Raw genomic sequence first — 16,271 nt, 5'->3', positions numbered from 1 at the left:
GGTACTCTAGGAGCCGCGGCCGTGAAGCCACGTGTCCCCGTTGCGATCCGCGATCGAGTCAGAGCACTTGAACGCGAGGGCGTCGTCTTTGAGAGAGCGGAGCAGCGCAAGGGTACGCACTTCTTCGTGTGGTTCAAAGGCATCCCCGAGCCGCTGCTGGTGAACAAGAACCCTCCGGGACCGCGAGCTGAGAAGAACCTCGTCGCCCACCTCCGTCGATTGATCAAGAAGCACCACCCATGACCACCATCTACCTCACCCCCGACTACCGGATGCTGCGCATCGGCTTCGGCAAGTTCGAAGGGCGCTGGTTCGCCCGCGTCGACCTTTGGTGGGTCGGCGTTCGACTCTCTCAAAAGGCCTGACCATGTACCACGAGTACGAGATCTCCGTCGTCTACACCCCTACCGCCCAAGCCTTCTTCGGCCTGCGGGCGCGCGGGATCACATCCGAGGACGCTCTGCTCGAAGCGCTGCGCGCGCTGCCGCGAGACTTGCACCCGGAGTTCGACCCGATGGAGCCGGAACCCTCGATGCTCGAGCGCGCAAGGAAGTGGGCGCCGCTGGTGTCGGTCATCAGCATCACGAAGTTGCACCGCGAGGACGTGCTCGACGATCTGCCCGCGGAATGGCCGCGCCATGCCTAGGCCGCCGCGACGCACCCTGCGCCCGAGGTTCGACCGCGTCGACATCTGCGAGGCGTACCTGGTGCTCGAGTGGGACTACAACGTGGGCGGCTGGCTGCACGAGCGGCCGTCCAACCAGCGCCGGCGCGAGGCCACAGCCGTGCAGCTGCATCGCATGGGGTTCAAGCCCCACCCGAACCTCGACTTCAGCACGCTGACGAAGAACGGGCGGGCGATCTACCGCGAGCTCGAGCGCCGCTACAGGTTCAACATCCAGCGCGCCGCGTGAGCGGCGCCTTTTTCTTTGCTCTCAGCTCTTAGCCCCAAGTTTCTTGGAGCTGGGTATGGGGCGCGGGGAAAGGGGCTAGACGTTGGGGCCGAAGAGCGTACGGGCGAGCCCCGGGTTGTCGTTGAAGATGGCCCACAGTCCGGTCTCGAGCGCGCGGACGTGATCCTCGGTCAGTTCCGCCGTGCCGTAGAGATCGCCCGCCGCGTGGATGATCTCGTGCAGCAGCGTGCGTCGCTGTAGGTGCAGAGGGCTCGACGCGTCGATCGTGATGCGCAGCTTCGCGTCGTCGAACATGCCGCGGTTCTCCGCGGTGATGCCTTCGGGCACGGCGGCGATCACCACCGCGTAGTCGCTGCCAGCAATGCGCAGCCTTGCGGGCAGCGCGCGGGTTTTCGTCATAGGAGAGCCTCGCGGTAAACCGGGTTGAAGGGCAGCGCGCGCACCAGCGTCTTGTCGGCCGGGTCGACCAGCGCGTCCGTGACCTGCTCGACCGTCGGGCCGAGCACGCCGAACGGGTCGGCGTTGATATCCATGCCGATCTGGCCCACGCCCAGCAGCCCCGCGCGCTGCACGCCGTGCATCACCCAGTCGCCGGCGTTGTAGCCCTGCATGTACGCCGGCAGCTCGCCGCCGCCTTGGATCAGGCCCTTGACGATGTCGCTGGCGATCATCACCGGCACGTACCAGACGAACGCGGCCATCGGGCCGAAGTTGCCCTGCTGCAGCTCGCGCACGGCGCGCCGCAGGATCGTCTGGTGGAAGCTGTAGGTGAACTGCTTGAGGTGGAAGAGCAGCGAGTAGCTCGGGTCGCTCGCCCAGGCCGGGCGCTGCGCCGCGTTGGGGCTGAGCACCGCGCCCGTCACCCAGCGGTTGATCGCGCTGTGGACCGTGGCGATACGGCTGCGCGCTTCCTCGATCGACACGCCCTGGGCCGCGGCCAGCTCCGGCGCACTCGTGATGAGGCGCCCGTCCTTGTCCAGCTCGACGCGCCCCGGCTCGAGGCCCAGCTCGCGCGTCCAGCGCACGCTGTCCTCGCCCTTGCCGTTGCCATGGCGCTCGATGAACTGCACCGCCGCCTTGGTCGCCGCGATCTTCATCGAGCGGTTCCAGGCTTCCATGCCGTTCACGGTGAACAGCTTGTTGTTGAGGCGCCGCGCGCGCTCGTCCAGGTACTCGGAGGCGTAGGCGTCGCCCAGCGTGTCCAGGAAATGCTGGTCGTCGACCACGCCGACGAACTCGGCCAGGCGCTCCCACTCGTCGGCCTTGGCGGTGCGCTCCTTGCCGAGCGCACGCCGCCAGCCGTCCATGACGCCGCTGACGCCGCGCACGAAGGCGTTGTAGGCGTCCTGCAGCTCGCCGCCGCGCGCCACGATGCCCAGCGGGTCGACGATGGAGCTGAACAGCGCCAGCGGCAGCAGGCGCAGGTTCTGGTAGACCATCGCGTAGCTGTTGACCTTGCGCACCCAGGGCTTCACGTCCTTGCCCAGCGAGCCCTCGATCGCGCCGACGCTGCGCTGCAGGTTGTGCATGCGCCGCTCGACCCAGCCGGCCTTGTCCTGCACGTCGTCGGGCACCGATGCCGCGAGCTCGCGCTCGATGTCGACCAGCAGGCCTTGTGGGTCGCTACCCGGCACCGCCTTGTAGAGCTTCTCGCCGCGCTCGCCGAAGCGACGGGTGTACTCAGCCGCGCGCACGCCCTGGCGGAAGTAGCGCGTGAGCGTCGTCACCAGGTCCTTGTCCAGGAACGGCTCGACGTCCGCCGCCTCGAGCCAGCGCAGCTCGCGCGTCTGGTTCGCCTCCATCCACGGCGTGAGCACGCCGTCCTCGCGCGTGGCCGCGAGCTTGTCCTCGACGCCGCCCTGGGCAACCAGGCTCTCCCACAGCAGCAGCGCGCCCGTCTCGGGCGTGCGCGGCACCGCTGGGTCGCCACTGTGCTCGGCGATCGACACCATGCGGCCCGCGTACTTGGTCGCCATGAGCTGCACGAACTCGTCGCGCTTCTCCCACAGCGCCTGCGTGTCCCACACGCGGGGGAAGTAGTCCTGCACCTTGCGCAGCTTCAGCCCCGCCTCGGTGGCGTAGGTGTGATAGCGGTCCAGCAGCGCGCGCACGCGCTTGTGGGCAGCCTCGACCGGCGCAAAGCTGCTGCGCGTGTTGGCCTGCAGATGCTTGACCAGCTCGGCGCGCTCCTTCTCGTCCAGGCCCTCGATCGCCTCGGACACGAGGTTCAGGTACTGGCTGGTCACGCGCTGGCGCGCGTTCAGGTAGCCCTCTTCCGTCGCGTCCTGGCTGGCGCCCGGCTGCACGTAGAGCATCTGCGCGAGCTTCTTGGCCGTGGGGCTGTCGAGCTGGGCGATCACGTCGTGTGCGGGCAGCGCCAGGCCGGCGAGCTTGTTGAGCTGGCGGTCCAGCTTGCGGCGCGTGGCGCGCGGCCAGGTGCCGTAGTTGAGCGCGGCGTGGATGGCCTGGCCGGCGGCGCTGGGCTCGGCGAGCTGACCCTTGTGGAACAGCTCGAAGATCTCCTGGGCGCGCTCCGCGTCGCTGGCCAGGCGCAGCGCGCGCTTGAAGAAGCGCGCCACCTTCTGGAACAGCGTGCGCGGCGCCGGCGCGATGTCCAGCAGCCCCGCCGCCCAAAACTGGTAGGCGTAGGCCACGCGCTCTTCCGCGTCGGCCAGCTGCGCGAGTGCGGCCGGCTGACCCGCCAGCAAGCGCTGCAACTGGCGCAACACGGCTGGGCTCGACGCCACGCTGGCGAGCGTGCGCTTGAGCTGCGGGTGCGCGGCCACGAAGCGCGACCAGAAGGCGTGCATCGCCTCGTGGTACGAGACCTGCAGCACGCCTGGCGCGGCCGCGGTGCTGATGCGCATGACGTTGCGCGCCTCGATCCACTCGCCGGCGTAGCCCGTGATGCGCTCGAACTCCGTCGTGATGGTCGGGCCGAGAACCCGCGCCACGTACTCGCGCGCCTCGTCCATCTCGGCGTCGGTGGCGACGCGCTCGCTCTGGCCTTCCTGAGCGCTACGAGGCCCAGCGGCCTCGCGCTGGGATTTTGGGGCGGCGGGTGCCGCCACCTCCGGGGCGGCCTTCTGCGCGACCTGCTCGACGCCCACCAGGCGGTCGAGCATCGCGTCCATGTTCTCAGTCGTCACGCGCTGAGGATCGCGCGCCATCAGGCGCACGATGTCGCGCTTGACCGCCGGCGAAATCGAGCTCTCCGGGGCGTTGCGCAGCACCTCGGCCGCGCGTTTGCGCCAAGCCAGCATCTGCTGGCGCAGGCCGCTGTCGTCATCGCGGGCAATGGTCTGCGCGCCGCGGCGCGTCAGCTCGGCGATCGGGCTGACCAGCCAGGGCGCGGCCTGGACATCGCCGCGGCGCTGGCCGGCGGCACTCAGCAGCTGCTCGATGCGCGCGATCGCTCCGCGCTGACGGTCCGGGTCCGCATCGGCTAGCTCGTTCTGCAGGAAGTCGGCATAGCTGCGCGCCACGGGGCCGGCGGCGTTGATGCGCGTCAGTCGGAACTGGCCGGTGGGCGAGCGCAGCTGCGTTGCGGACATGATCCGCGCGCCTGTGAACTGCGGATCGTCGCGGTCGAAGTCGAGCGGCGTTGCGCCGTCGTCTTCGGTCTTGGCACGGCGGTCCGTGAAGGCGTTGTCGATCGCCTCGGTGTCACCCGACACGTCGTCGGCGAGCTCTTCGCCCTCGTTCTCCGAGAACCGGTTCGCCTCCGGGTCAGCGACCTTGCGCTGCGCGCGCAGGGCGCGGCCGGCCTCCATGCCGCCGGCGGTCGTGCTGACTAGGCGCAGGCTGGGCGGCACGCCGTCTTTCGTGAAGCGTTCGACCTTGCCCGCCTCGTTGAATTTGTACGGCAGCTGCTTGGCGTCGACCAGGCCACTGTCGAGCAGCATCGCAATGCCGGCGCTGAGATCGTCGAGGTAGGACTTGTTCGTCTCTCGCGCCTGGGCGCCGCCGGCTTCACCTTCGCCGCGCGCTTTGCGCGCCAGGTAGACCAGGTCGCTCACGCGTACCGGGAAGTCGCCATCCTTGGCCGCGGCGCTGGTCGAGCGGAAGTGCAGGATGTTGGCCGCGCCCTCGGCCGCGCGCGCGTCGTTCGAGCCGGCGGTGAGGCCCTTGGTCGCGTTGTCCACGGCGGCGCGGCCGTCGCGGTCCAGGCGCTTGACGTCGGACAGCTTGACCTGCGCCGCCTCCGGGTCCGTCATGGGCGTGACGCGGATCGTGCTGCGGGTGCGGAAGTACTCGTAGGCCTCGGCCTTGGCGCGCTGCACGATGCGCTCTTCCTCGGCGGTGCGCTGCTCGCGTTCGAGCAGCTGCTCCACCTCGGCGAACTCCGAGCCGCGGCGCTCGCCGGCCTTGCTGCGGCCGGCGGCGGCGATGAACGCGCGCAGCACCTCGTCGCCGGTAATGCGCTCGTCCTTGAAGAACTGCGTGGCCGGCACGGCCTCGACGGCGAAGCGCTCGGTGCCGTCCGGGTTCAGGCGCTCGCGGACCTCGTCCAGGCGCGACTGCAGGGCCGGGCGACCGTCGCTGAAGGTCTCGTCGGCCGCCATGAAGCGGCGGCGCGGGTCGAAGACCCGGGTCTGCACACCTCGCGTGGTGCTGTTGCCGTCACGCCAGTAGTACGTGGCCTCGCCGCTGCGCTTGGCGACCTTCTTCTCGGCCTGGCGCTGCTCGAAGTCGGCGTCGGCCTCGTCGGTCACAACTTCGTCACTCTCCGTCACGTCGCCGTCAGAACTGTCGCCGGCCACCTTGCCGGCGGCGCGGTCCAGCGCCTCGGCGTCCGTGGCGCCCGGGCGGCCGTCATCCAGCAGGCTGAGCATCTGCTCCACCGCCGGCGAGCCGAACAGGGTTTCGAGCTGGCGGCGCTGGGCGGGCGTGCCGCGCTCGCTGAAGTCCTCGACCACACGCAGCAGCTCGTCGCGGCCGCGCGCGGTGCGCAGGTCGATGCCCTCGCGCGACAGACGCAGCTCGGTCTCAGCGCCCAGCGCGTCGACCATCGAGCTGGCGAGCTGAGCGCGGCGCGCGCCGGCCGCCTGCACGCCGGCGGGGGTCAGCTGGGCGCGGACCTCCTGGCGCACGTAGTTGGCGACGGCGTCGTTCTTGCCGCCGACGGTCAGGGCCTCGTCGATCACCGCCGGTGCGTCCTGGCCGTAGAGGCCCACGATGCGCTCGATCGTGCGGTTGAGCGCGGCGTTGCGCTCGGGGATCTGGCCCTGGTTGTCCTGCGCGCGGGCGCGCGCTTCTTGCAGCGCGTAGAACAGCCCGCTGGCGGCGCGACGCACCGGGCCGGCGCCGCGCACGGCCTCGGGCACCCGGTTGGCCATGAAGCGCGCGCCCAGCTCGGCGCGGGCCTTGTCGACGCCCGGGCGCTCGGTCGAGCCGGCCCAGTCGTCGAAGCTCAACGGCTCGTCGGCGCCTTGAGCGTTGCGCTTCGAGCCGAGAGTCATGCCGGCCATCTGCGAGACGACCTCGCGGGCGCGCGCCAGGCGGCCCTCGCCCATCACGAGCTGCGCGCCGGCGTCCATGTCGTCGGCCGCCAGGGCGCGCGCGGCGCCGGTGCGTCGGTCGTCCGTGGCGTCGGTGCTGCTGGTCAGGGCTTCGAGGCGGCTGCGCACGAGCGCGCGGCGCTCGCCGTCCTTCTGCTTGAGCCAATCCGCAGCCACGCCCGCGTCGGTGATCTGCTTGGGCACCTTCTGCGCGTAGCTGCCGTCCAGCAGGTCGGCCTGCTCACTGGCCAGCTCGAAGGTCGCCGTCGCGCGGTCGGTGGCGTCCTGGCCGGCGCGCTTGAGGCGGTCCAGCACCTGGACGCCGTAGTCGCGGGCCTCGCGCGCCGCCCGAGCGGCGCCGGGCGCGCGCGCCTTGGCGCCTTCGTACAGGTCGATCGTGGCGCCGCGCGCGGCCTTGCCGGCGCCCACCACGGCGTCTTTGGCCTGGCGCGCGGGGCTGTCGGGGTTCTGTAGGTCCAGCACCTCGCCCGCGCGCTCGCCCAGCGCGCCGGCGGTCTGCCGGCCGAGGCGGGCCAGCTCGCCAGCGCTGCGCGCGCCCGCGTCGATCGCCGTGCCGCTGACGGACATACCGCCGCCGCCCACGGCGCCGCCCACGAACTCGTTGAGGCGCGCGGAGGCGTCGCCGGTGGTGTCACGGTCGGGGTTGATCTCGCCGATCTGGCGGCGCAGCAGCTCACCTTGCGCCAGCTCGGTGCCGCCTTCGACGGCCGCACCGCCAGCCAGGCGCAGCGGGAGTGCGGCGCGGCCGCGCAGGCCGCGTGTCACGGCGCGGGGGAGGCCGGCACCGAGCGCGGCGGGCAGCAGGGCCTCGCCGCCTGCGGCGAGCGCGCCGTAGCGGCTGGCCTGGTCGTTGAGCTCCTGGTCGTTGAGCTGGCTGGCGACGGGGTCGGCCTGCAGCTCCGTGTAGCCCTCACCCTTCATCTGGCGGTAGGACGGCACGTAGGCGCCGGCGCCGGCCGACAGGGTGCCCAGCGCCAGGCCGGCGGCCCGCGCGACGGGGTTGGGTGCCATGCGCAGGCCGGCGCCAGCCACGCGGCCGGCTGCGCCCGCCGCGGCGCCCGCCAGGAGCGGGTCGGCGGTGCTGGCGAGCGCCTGGCCGACCGTGCCCAGGCCATAGTCGACAGCGTCGCCAACCCCGCCGATGTCCTCGACGCGGCTGACGCTCGGAGCCGCGATGCTGATGCGGTCGCGCAGGCGGTTCTGGCGGCTGCGCAGGCCTTCGGCCGTCGCGTAGTCGCCACGCGCGCGGGCTTCAGCCTCGTCGGCGGCCAGGTAGTTGGCCTCAGCACCCAGCGTGCCGGCGCGCAGGCCGCGGCTGAACTGGCTCATCCCAGCCGCTTCGGCCCGGTCCTGAGCGTCCAGGATCGTCGGGGATTGCTCTCGGATGCTGATGCCGGCGTCGCGCAGACCTGCCATGGGTGTTCCTCTTGTTCTACGGCAGTCTACCGCAGATGACTAGCCCCGGGAACCCTGCTACAAGGCGCCCCATGAACAAGCCCCTCTCTACCCTTGTCCAGGCATTGCCGGCGGTCCTGCTGCTCGTCGCTGCGGGGGGCTACTTCCTCTACCAGCACGAGCAGAAGCAGGAAGCGGCCCGTCAGGCACAGGTTGAGGCGGCCCGGGCCGCGTTCGCCACCCCTTGCGAGCAAGCGCTGCGCGACACACTCACGAAGGCGGGCATTGGCTACGTCGCATTGCGCCCGGACTACCAGTACGACACCACTCAGCTTGGCGTGAACACCGGCTTGGTGCGCGCCCAGCTACCGGGCGACTCATCCCTCAGCGGCCCCTCGTTCCGCTGCGACGTCAAAGACGGCGTCGTCGTCGCTCTCGAGCGCGTCTCTTAACGGCCCCGGCGCGTCTCCCGGTCGATGAGGTCGATCTCTTCGACGCTCGGGTTCGGAAGCACGTAGCTGCGGCCCGACGCATCGCGTACGAGATAGTCGCCGGCCGAGACGCCAGGCGTCACCACGCCGCGCAACAGGCCCACGCGCTCCGAACTGCCGCCCCGCAGGCTGGGGCGGCCGATGTTGGCTGCGGGCTCGCTGGCGAACGGGTTGATCGCGTCGATGCCAACGCGCGCCGGCTGAGCCAGGTTCTGCGTCGTGCGGGCCTCGGCGATGGCCTGGGTCATCAGCGCGCGCTGTTGCGCCGGCGGCAACTGAGAGAACTCTGGCGCGGTGCGCAGCAGCGCGTTGGCCGCCTGGCGCGCGCCCACCTCGTCGAACGAGCGCTTGCCGTCCTTGTCCACGGCCGTGAACTCGCCCTTGAACATCTCGACCGTGTCGTCGAGGCGCTTGCGGGCGCGCTCGTCGGCCTTGTCGACCTGCTGCGCGCGCAGTTGTGCGCTGGCGATCGCGGTGCGCGCGTCGGCGCCGTAAGTGGAAGCCTGGTAGTCGAGATCCTGCCCGCGACGCGCGGTGACCGTGGCCTGGTCGCCCAGGCGAGCGCGCGTGCGCGCCTCGAGCGCGGTGTTGTCGCGACTGGCCTGGATGCCGGCCATGCCGACGCGCTCGCGCGCCTCGGTCTCCGCGGCGTTGTTCACGACGCTGGCCAGTGCAGCCGCGCCGGCAGCGCGCGCGGTGCGCGAGCCGCCCAAGCGCATCTGCTGCTCGGCCAGGTAAGCCGCGCGCGCCGGGTCAATGTTGCCCACGGTTGGGTCGCCGCGCATGCCGTTGATACCTACGGCGGGGCCGCCCCCGCCGCTGGCCTCCTGCGCGGCGTCGACGGAAGCTTGCCGGATCTGGTTTGCGCGCGCCTCACGCCCGAGCGCCTCGTCGGCCGAGCCGGCGTCGCCAACGCTCACGCCGTAGGCTTGCGGGCCGAACGCGCTGCCGCGACGGAAGATGCCCTGCGCGCGGCCCTCAGCGTCGAGCTGGGAGCCGACCACGCTGCCGTCGCGAAGTCGCCGGAAGCCGGCCGAGCCGGTGGGTGTGGAGGTCGGAACCTCGGGCGTAACGGCAGCGCTGCGCGCGGGCGCCGGCGGCGCGGCGGGACTGGCTGCGGTCTCGCCAGCCAGGCTGAGCGCCGCGGCCGGTAGCGTGGCCGCGCTGGCGGTCTGCGTGACCCCACCCGCGACGGTGCGCGCCGAGCGCAAGCCCGTCAGCGCGGCGCGGCCGGCGCGCACAGCCGACGGGATGCGCGCCGCCGAGCCAAGGCCCGGTAGCGCCATCGCGGCGTTGTTGATGTTGCGCCCGACCTCGGTCTCGCTGAAGAAGTCCCGCTCGACGTTCGGGTTCGGCGGCGTGTAGTCGTAGCGCAGGCTGCCGTCCGGGTTGACGCCGGTCGGGATCTCGTTCGCGCGGGGGGTCGTCGCCATGGGTTACCTCTGCCGTAGTCTAACGCAGATCACTCGACGACAGTCGAGTCGCTGCCGCTGATGCTCGCCGAGGCGTGCAGGCCGTTGAGCGCCGCCGCCGCCTGGGTTCCCAGGCTCTGCGCGGCGGCCATGGCCGCCTGGACGCGCTGACCGAGGTTCTCGAGCGAGCCGCGCACGCGCAGCTCTTCGCCGCGCATCTTGAACTCGGCGTTCGCCGTGGCCACGCGTACGGGGATCTCGGCGGCCTGGACCTGCGCGCGGTAGAAGTCGCTCGCGGCGCCGGCCAGCTTCGCCTGCGCGTCAGCCAGGGTGCTGGCGTACTCCACGCCCAGCTGCGGGCCGAGGGCGAGCGTCTTGATGTACTCGGAGGCGCTCTGGATCGCGCTGGTGCGCAGGTTGATGGCCAGCTCGACCGCGCGCTGCGCCAGCTGCACCTCGGTCTCGAATGTCTTGATCGCCACGTCGCGCGAGGCCGCGGCAATCTGCTGCTGGGTCGTGCGGCGGATCTGCTCGACGGCGGCCAAGGCGGCGCCGGGCGGCAGCGGGTAGCCGCGCGCGGCCCACAGCGCGACCGCCTCGTCTTCCTGGCGCTGGGCATCGGCCAGCAGGCGTGCGCGTTCGCGCTCCCACAACTGCGCCTCGATCGTCGGGTTGATCGCGCCGCCCTGCGTCAGGACGCGTTCGATCCACTCGCCGGCCAACTCAAGCTCGTCGCCCAGCGGGAAGTAGTCGCTGAAGAACTGCACCAGGCCATCGCGGATCAGTTGCTCGACCTGGTCAGCCAACTGGTTCAGGTACGCGGTCGCCTCGGCCGGAGACATCGGCGTGGGCAAGCTTGGGACGGCCGGGATCGGGAAGCTGCCCTCGATGATGGGCACAACAACGTTGGGCAGCGCGCCGCCCGCGGCCGCGATGGCAGCGTCGGTGCGCGAGAGCGCGTCGTCGCGCAGCTCGCTGGCGACCTGGTTGGCGAGGGTGAAGACCTCGCCGACAACGGCGGGTGCGCCTCCGGTGAACGCCATGATTTAGATCCTCCGGGTGGTGTTGGTGGCGAAGAACTCGGCGCTCTCGAGCTCGAAGTCCGCGCCCTCTTGGTTGAAGACCTCGAACGTCAGGAACGTCGCGCGGATGCCGCGGCCGACGTCGATGCGCTGTTGCTCAAGCGCTTCGCTGCTCGTGCGCGCCTCGTAGACGTACTCGGTGCCGTCAGGCAGCGTGACTTTGAGCAGCATCCCGCCAGTCGACGAGACGCCCAGGTACGCGGCTTCGAGCCGCTTCTCTTGGCGCGTGCCGAAGTCGGTCTTGCCGATCGCCGCCGACGCGCGGATCGGCTGCCCTTCATCGTCGTCGCCGTCGAGCAGGTAGACGCCGTCGGACTTGACACCAAATGCCTGGCCGTCGAGTAGACCGTAGCTGTTGAAGTCATAGGCCTCGTACATGCCACTGGCGCCGGTCTCGGTGTTGATGATCCACACCTGGCCAGCCTGGTCGAACACGGGCGGCGCGTCACCAGCGAGCAGGAACTCGTGGATCGTCGCGAGCAACGCGCGGTCGGTGCCGTACGTGACACTCATCGCGGCCGCCGCCGGCAACTCCGCGTCGACTACGATGTTCATGCCCAGCACGGCCAAGATCACGCCTTGCGTGTTCATGACCACAGCGATGAGCTTGGCCCCGCGCAGGCTATCGGCCGCGGCAAGGCCGCTGTAGAGCGCCACGCCGTCCGTGAGATCTTCGAACGTTGCGTTCATCGCCGGCGCGCGCATCTGCAGATCGGCGGCCATGTAAGCCCTGCCGGCCAGGATCTGCATCGGCTGGAACGACAAGTCGGCGCTCCACCGATTGGGTTCGGCCATGAGGCCGATGCCTTGCATCGGCGACATGAACGCGTTAGCGCCCATGTACGCCGGTTCAGGCGTGCCTTGGAACGAACCCACCCCCCGTAGCGGGCGCATCGACTTGCTCAGCCCCATGTAGAGTCTGCCTCCGGCCATACTGGCGTTCAGCTCGGCCGGCAGAAACGACAGCTCGGCGCCGGTCTCGGCGGGCGTCACGGCGATGATCTTCGGCTCGTCGATCGAGTCACCCGGCGCGTACAGCATGGCGACCATGTTCGTACGCTCGGTGTTGAGCGCGTTCGAGCTGGTGTAAACCACTGCGCCGTTCTTCTTGTAGGTCGTCACGCCGGCGGCGCGCTCGATGCGCAACAGGTCGCCAGGCACGTAGCTGCCGACAAAGAGTCGCGAGTAACCATCCTCGCGCACGTAGAGCTGCCCGCGCTCGAGCCAGAAGGCGTGGCGCTGCATGTGCCGTGTCATGAACTGCGCGCTGTCGATGGGGCGGTCCGCCAGCGAAGCGCCTTGGGGCACCTCGAAGCCCACCGCCGCCGAAACCAGGCCGGTGACCGGCTTGAACTCGATGGCCGCGTCGCCTGCGATCGCCTGGACCGAGCGCGCGCCGCCGTTCCAACCGACGCCGTTGCCGGGCGAAGCGGTTGGCGTTTGTTCGTCCGGAACGAACTCGTAGCGCGGCGGGGTTGCCGGCGTGCCAGGCACGGTCTGGTAGATCGTCAGGTCGTCGCAGTAGAGCAGCGCGCTGCCGTCGGGCTTTGGCGTCAACGTGGCGCCTTCGGGCAGCTGGGGGTTCTTCGTCAGCCAGTCGAGCGGTACGGTGATGCACACGCGAGTCGTGACCGGCACGACGGTCTCCGGCGTCTCGGGAGTCCCTGGGTCGACCAGCTCCCAGTGGCCGCCAGAGCCCGCGCCGCCCTCGCCAGGCTGCTCGTTCTCCACATCCTCGTACTGGATGAGCGCGTCCTGCGCCGGCACGGGGGCGCCCAGGTAGCCGCTGGCCTGGCGGTAAGTGCCGGGCACGAACGTGAGCGTGCCGCGCTTGCCGTCGCCGTCGACGAATGCGCGCTCGCCGGTGGGGAAGAAGCCCGCGCCCGAGGCCGACACGTAGAACCACGTGTCGATGGTCGGCGCATCGGAGCTGCTTAGGCCGCCGCTGAAGAAACGGCCGGTGGCCGACCAGTAGAGCGTCGCCGTGACCGGCCCCGCGGGTGCGTCCGGGTCCGGCAACGGCGTCGGCGCGTCCTTGATCAGTGCGTTGGTCATGGCTTGTCGAACTCTCCCGGGAAGGCCGGATTCACGTACCGACGACGCGTCGCGCCGTCACCGATGTAGACGAAGTAACGGCCCGCGTAGCCGATGAACTCTTCCTCGATGCCGGGTGCAGCAACGTCGCCCGCGGCGGCGAACGCGCTCAGATCCCCACCCGTCGCCAGCCACTCGATACGCCCTGCGGCTTCGTCCACGCGAGGGAACAGCACGCGGCCGGGCGAGGTATCGGTGCGGGGCCGCACCGTCGTGCCGAGCGCCGTACCGATGAAGTTGTGGTTGATGTCCGCCGGCAGCTCGGGCGTCAGGGTCCAGGTGTCGCCAGCATCGACCGTCACGAGCAGCTTCATCTTGTTGTCGTGGTTCACCGGGTAGTACGCGCACCCCGGCCCCCACGAGAACCAGTGGGCGAAGAAGTACCCACTGAACGACAACACCAAATCGGCGCTACCGCCGAACTCCGATGGCGCAAGCCACGTGCCTGAGTCTGCAGGCCACGCAACGCGCGAAAATCCGCTGCCTGCGTCGCGGAACAACAGCGTGCCCCACTGGCCGGGCGCGATCCGACACTGCGGCACCATCAGCAAGCGTGTGTTGTTGCCGACGTAGACGACGCGCGCCCCCATCATCATGTTGAGCAGCTGGTTGCCGTTCATCACGAAGCGGTCGAAGTGCGTGATACCCGGCGGCGACCACGGGTCGCTGCCGAGGCCGGTGCCCGGGAGCATCTTGAACTCGATGTACGGCTCGAGAAAGTCGGCGTCGCTTTCGTTCCACGACGCGCCGTGGTCGTTCGACGTGACGAGCTTGACCTTCACGCGCGGCTTCCACGTGCCAGCGTAGTAGCTGTCTTCCGGCGTGCCCATGTCGACGTAGTCGACCGACTCGACCGTCTCCAACGTCGCTTTCAGCGCCGCGAGCTTCCCAGGGCCGCCAACGAAGATGCGCGACATGCAGATCTCGCGGTTGGTCGAAGCCCAGGTCTGCGTGCTGACGGCGAAGTCGAGCGTGTTCGAGAACCACGCGCGGTACTCGCGCACGCGGTTTGTGATCGCCAGCGTGCCGTTGCTCGGGCCGCCGACGCGGAAGATGTCTTCGCCGTCCGGGTCTTGCCACAGGCCGCCGTAGCCGAAGCGGTACTTGGTGCCGTCCCAGCCCGAGGCGAACGCACCAATGATGCGCTGAAACTCATTGATGTCGGCGCCGCCTTCCAGGTTCGCCAACCCATAGAACGAGATCGACTTCCCGCGGTTCTCCGAGGCGGGCGGGAACTCATCGCCCAGCGTGTCGCGCACCAGCACGGGCCAGAACGGGCCGTCGGCCGACGACGAGTCGCGCCCGATGCGCAGGAGGTAGCGATCGCCGACGTAGTTGTAGAACGACGAAGTTGGTTGGTAGGTGCTGCCGGGGCCGATGACCACCCCGTATGTCTGCAGCACCTTGCGCTTACGACCAGGATCGAAGCTCGCCGTAGCGAGTACGCCGTCAGAGACGTAGTCGCCCCACAGATACGGCGCCGACTGCGCGGAGGCGATCTTGGTGACCTCGTAGAAACCGTTCTTGGCGCGCGCGATGTAGCCCGGCGTCACCCGCTTCAGAAACGGCGCATCGACGCGCTGCAGGCCGCGCGCTGCGTCTTCGCCCTCGGGCGTGATGCCGTTCCAGAGCTTAGGGTACTTCATGGCTCAGGATGAAGTCGGTCCAGAAGTCGCCTGTCGGGCCGGGACCGGGGCCGCCCCCACCGTCGAGCCATGCGCTGTAGCCTGCTTCGGGGTGCGCTATGTCGGCGGCAGTGACGTTGAGCGTGAATTTCCCGAACGGCGCACCACCGTTCGGGCGCGCATTGAGCCAGGGGCGCACCTCGGCGCCGGCCACCCATGCGTTGATCGCCGCCCAAGCCGTTGCATCCGCCGGGTCAAAGGCCTGGGACACGCCGTTGATCTTGATCTTGTCTAGCTTGCCCGCGCCGAGGTCGAAGCAGAAGCTGAGTACGTCGCCTGTCGTCACCAGCGGCCACAGGCCGCTGTTGTCGAGGTTCGTCTCGCTGGATGAGGACCAGAAATCGGTGTAGCTCACCGCCTCGCTGCCGGTGCCGTCGTAGATGCCCACCCAGCGCGCGACCGCGTCGACGCCGTACATGCTGGTGTAGAGCGACTGCTTGGCCACCACGAAGCCCAGGATCGTTTGCGTCGTGATTTCGTCCGCGACGATCTCGAACATGCGCTTGCCGGCGTTGGTGCTCGGCGCCACCCCGAGCACTTCCGCGCCGTCGTTCGTGGTCGGGGTGCCCTCGTCGAGGAACTCAAACGTCTTGGTGCTGTTGCTGTACGCGAACCCGGCTGCGTTGCCGCCGTACGGAATGGGCGGATTGCGCCAGTAGCCCGCTTCACTCGCGCTTGTGTTCCAGGACTTTGCCTTCGCGTCCGGCGGGCCGAGGAAGTTGTGCGTGATGCCGAAGTCGAGTGCGTACGTCGCGCTGACCACGTAGACATCCGCGCAAGCGGTCATCGACGCTTCGGACGCGGTCTCTTCGAGCGTGGCGCCGAGCTCCCACACTCCGGCGTTGAGCTCGTACAGCAGTGCGCGGGCCGCCCGCGGTGCGGGGCTACCACCGTACGGATCGTCGAAGTAGCTCACGAGCATGCGCGAGCCGTCACCGTTCAGCGTGGGGATGTTGAGAAAGCCGTATTCGGGGTCGTACGTGTCCTCGATCAGCTGATGGTCGACCCAGTCCCACGGGCCGCCCGCGTTGCTGAGTGTGTAAACGTGGACCCCTGCGCCGAAGCCGTCCGTGTAGTACGGGAACGCGACCTTGAGCCCGTCGCCGGACAGCGTCATCTGCGCCGACCACGTCCCCATGGTCTCGCCGGGGAACACGTTGGTCTCAGTGACAACCGTCGGGAACGAGCCCGCGCCGTCGGAGGCGAGCATCACCAGGCGCGACGTCGTGATCGACCCGATCGTACGCAGCATCGCGAGGCGCGAGCCGTCGCTGTTCAGCGCCCCCGCCAACACTGTGAAGCCGGCCGGGAGCGTCGGATTGCTGGTGTTGGTCCACGTGGTGCCGTCGCGCGTCCACGTTTTGACCTCGGTGCCCGTCGAGGATGAGTAGAACGATTGTGGGTGGCGAAACACCACGACGGTCGCGCCGTCGCCCGAGATGACCGGTTGCGCGAAGCCGTTGGACCCAGTGAAGAACGACTCGCTGTGCTCGAGGTTCCACGCCGATGCGCCGCGGCGGTAAATCTCCAAGTCCGACGTGGTGCCGCCCGCGAGCGGCTTGCGGACGAGCACCAACCGCTGCCCGTCGCCGCTGATGCGCAACTGCTCGACAGAGACGCTGTCGCCCAACGACAGCTCGGCGAGGCCGGCGGGACTGAAGGCCATGCCCTACTCC

The 16,271-nt window shown here is 69.7% G+C and carries 12 protein-coding genes; 5 read left to right on the top strand and 7 right to left on the bottom strand.

Annotated elements, in window-relative coordinates; all coding sequences use genetic code 11:
- The first annotated feature begins 21 nt into the window (after window positions 1-21).
- The 4 genes from ACO2TI_RS07715 to ACO2TI_RS07700 are packed head-to-tail and all read left to right on the top strand — an operon-like array spanning window position 22 to window position 914.
- The gene (locus tag ACO2TI_RS07715) at window positions 22-243 is read left to right on the top strand and encodes a hypothetical protein (RefSeq protein ID WP_423283242.1); all 222 of its coding nucleotides are present in this window, start codon (window positions 22-24) and stop codon (window positions 241-243) included.
- Window positions 240-365: a hypothetical protein gene (locus ACO2TI_RS07710; protein WP_423283240.1), complete on the top strand. Its 126-nt coding sequence runs from the start codon at window positions 240-242 to the stop codon at window positions 363-365. Before ACO2TI_RS07715 ends, ACO2TI_RS07710 begins: the two co-directional genes overlap by 4 nt.
- A 2-nt stretch (window positions 366-367) precedes the next feature.
- Window positions 368-646, top strand: a complete 279-nt coding sequence (locus tag ACO2TI_RS07705) for a hypothetical protein (RefSeq protein WP_423283238.1) — start codon at window positions 368-370, stop codon at window positions 644-646.
- The gene (locus ACO2TI_RS07700; RefSeq protein WP_423283237.1) at window positions 639-914 is read left to right on the top strand and encodes a hypothetical protein; all 276 of its coding nucleotides are present in this window, start codon (window positions 639-641) and stop codon (window positions 912-914) included. The genes ACO2TI_RS07705 and ACO2TI_RS07700 overlap by 8 nt, the downstream gene beginning before the upstream one ends.
- Before the next feature lie 75 nt (window positions 915-989).
- Here the strand turns inward: ACO2TI_RS07700 and ACO2TI_RS07695 are convergent, their stop codons facing one another.
- Together ACO2TI_RS07695 and ACO2TI_RS07690 are read right to left on the bottom strand one after the other, a co-directional pair.
- A complete protein-coding gene (locus ACO2TI_RS07695; RefSeq protein ID WP_423283235.1) occupies window positions 990-1,313 on the bottom strand; it encodes a hypothetical protein in 324 nt (107 codons plus the stop codon).
- Complete coding sequence (locus ACO2TI_RS07690) at window positions 1,310-7,852, bottom strand: hypothetical protein (RefSeq protein ID WP_423283233.1); 6,543 nt, start codon at window positions 7,850-7,852, stop codon at window positions 1,310-1,312. The genes ACO2TI_RS07695 and ACO2TI_RS07690 overlap by 4 nt, the downstream gene beginning before the upstream one ends.
- Before the next feature lie 71 nt (window positions 7,853-7,923).
- Here ACO2TI_RS07690 and ACO2TI_RS07685 point away from each other — a divergent pair, with 71 nt between their 5' ends.
- Complete coding sequence (locus tag ACO2TI_RS07685) at window positions 7,924-8,283, top strand: hypothetical protein (RefSeq protein ID WP_423283231.1); 360 nt, start codon at window positions 7,924-7,926, stop codon at window positions 8,281-8,283.
- On the opposite strand, the gene ACO2TI_RS07680 is transcribed toward ACO2TI_RS07685, so the two are convergent.
- The 5 genes from ACO2TI_RS07680 to ACO2TI_RS07660 all read right to left on the bottom strand — a co-directional run bounded on the left by ACO2TI_RS07680 (window position 8,280) and on the right by ACO2TI_RS07660 (window position 16,261).
- A complete protein-coding gene (locus ACO2TI_RS07680; protein ID WP_423283229.1) occupies window positions 8,280-9,755 on the bottom strand; it encodes a hypothetical protein in 1,476 nt (491 codons plus the stop codon). The genes ACO2TI_RS07685 and ACO2TI_RS07680 overlap by 4 nt on opposite strands.
- A gap of 29 nt (window positions 9,756-9,784) precedes the next feature.
- Window positions 9,785-10,777, bottom strand: a complete 993-nt coding sequence (locus tag ACO2TI_RS07675; protein ID WP_423283228.1) for a hypothetical protein — start codon at window positions 10,775-10,777, stop codon at window positions 9,785-9,787.
- Between the two features lie 3 nt (window positions 10,778-10,780).
- Window positions 10,781-12,871, bottom strand: a complete 2,091-nt coding sequence (locus ACO2TI_RS07670) for a hypothetical protein (RefSeq protein WP_423283227.1) — start codon at window positions 12,869-12,871, stop codon at window positions 10,781-10,783.
- Window positions 12,868-14,463, bottom strand: a complete 1,596-nt coding sequence (locus ACO2TI_RS07665) for a hypothetical protein (protein WP_423283225.1) — start codon at window positions 14,461-14,463, stop codon at window positions 12,868-12,870. The genes ACO2TI_RS07670 and ACO2TI_RS07665 overlap by 4 nt, the downstream gene beginning before the upstream one ends.
- A gap of 79 nt (window positions 14,464-14,542) precedes the next feature.
- Window positions 14,543-16,261: a hypothetical protein gene (locus ACO2TI_RS07660; protein WP_423283224.1), complete on the bottom strand. Its 1,719-nt coding sequence runs from the start codon at window positions 16,259-16,261 to the stop codon at window positions 14,543-14,545.
- Window positions 16,262-16,271: the final 10 nt, after the last annotated feature.

This window comes from Caldimonas sp. KR1-144 (assembly GCF_049446155.1).
In the GTDB taxonomy this organism is placed as follows: Bacteria; Pseudomonadota; Gammaproteobacteria; order Burkholderiales; family Burkholderiaceae_C; genus Rivibacter.
This window is presented reverse-complemented; position numbering and strand designations above follow the sequence as displayed.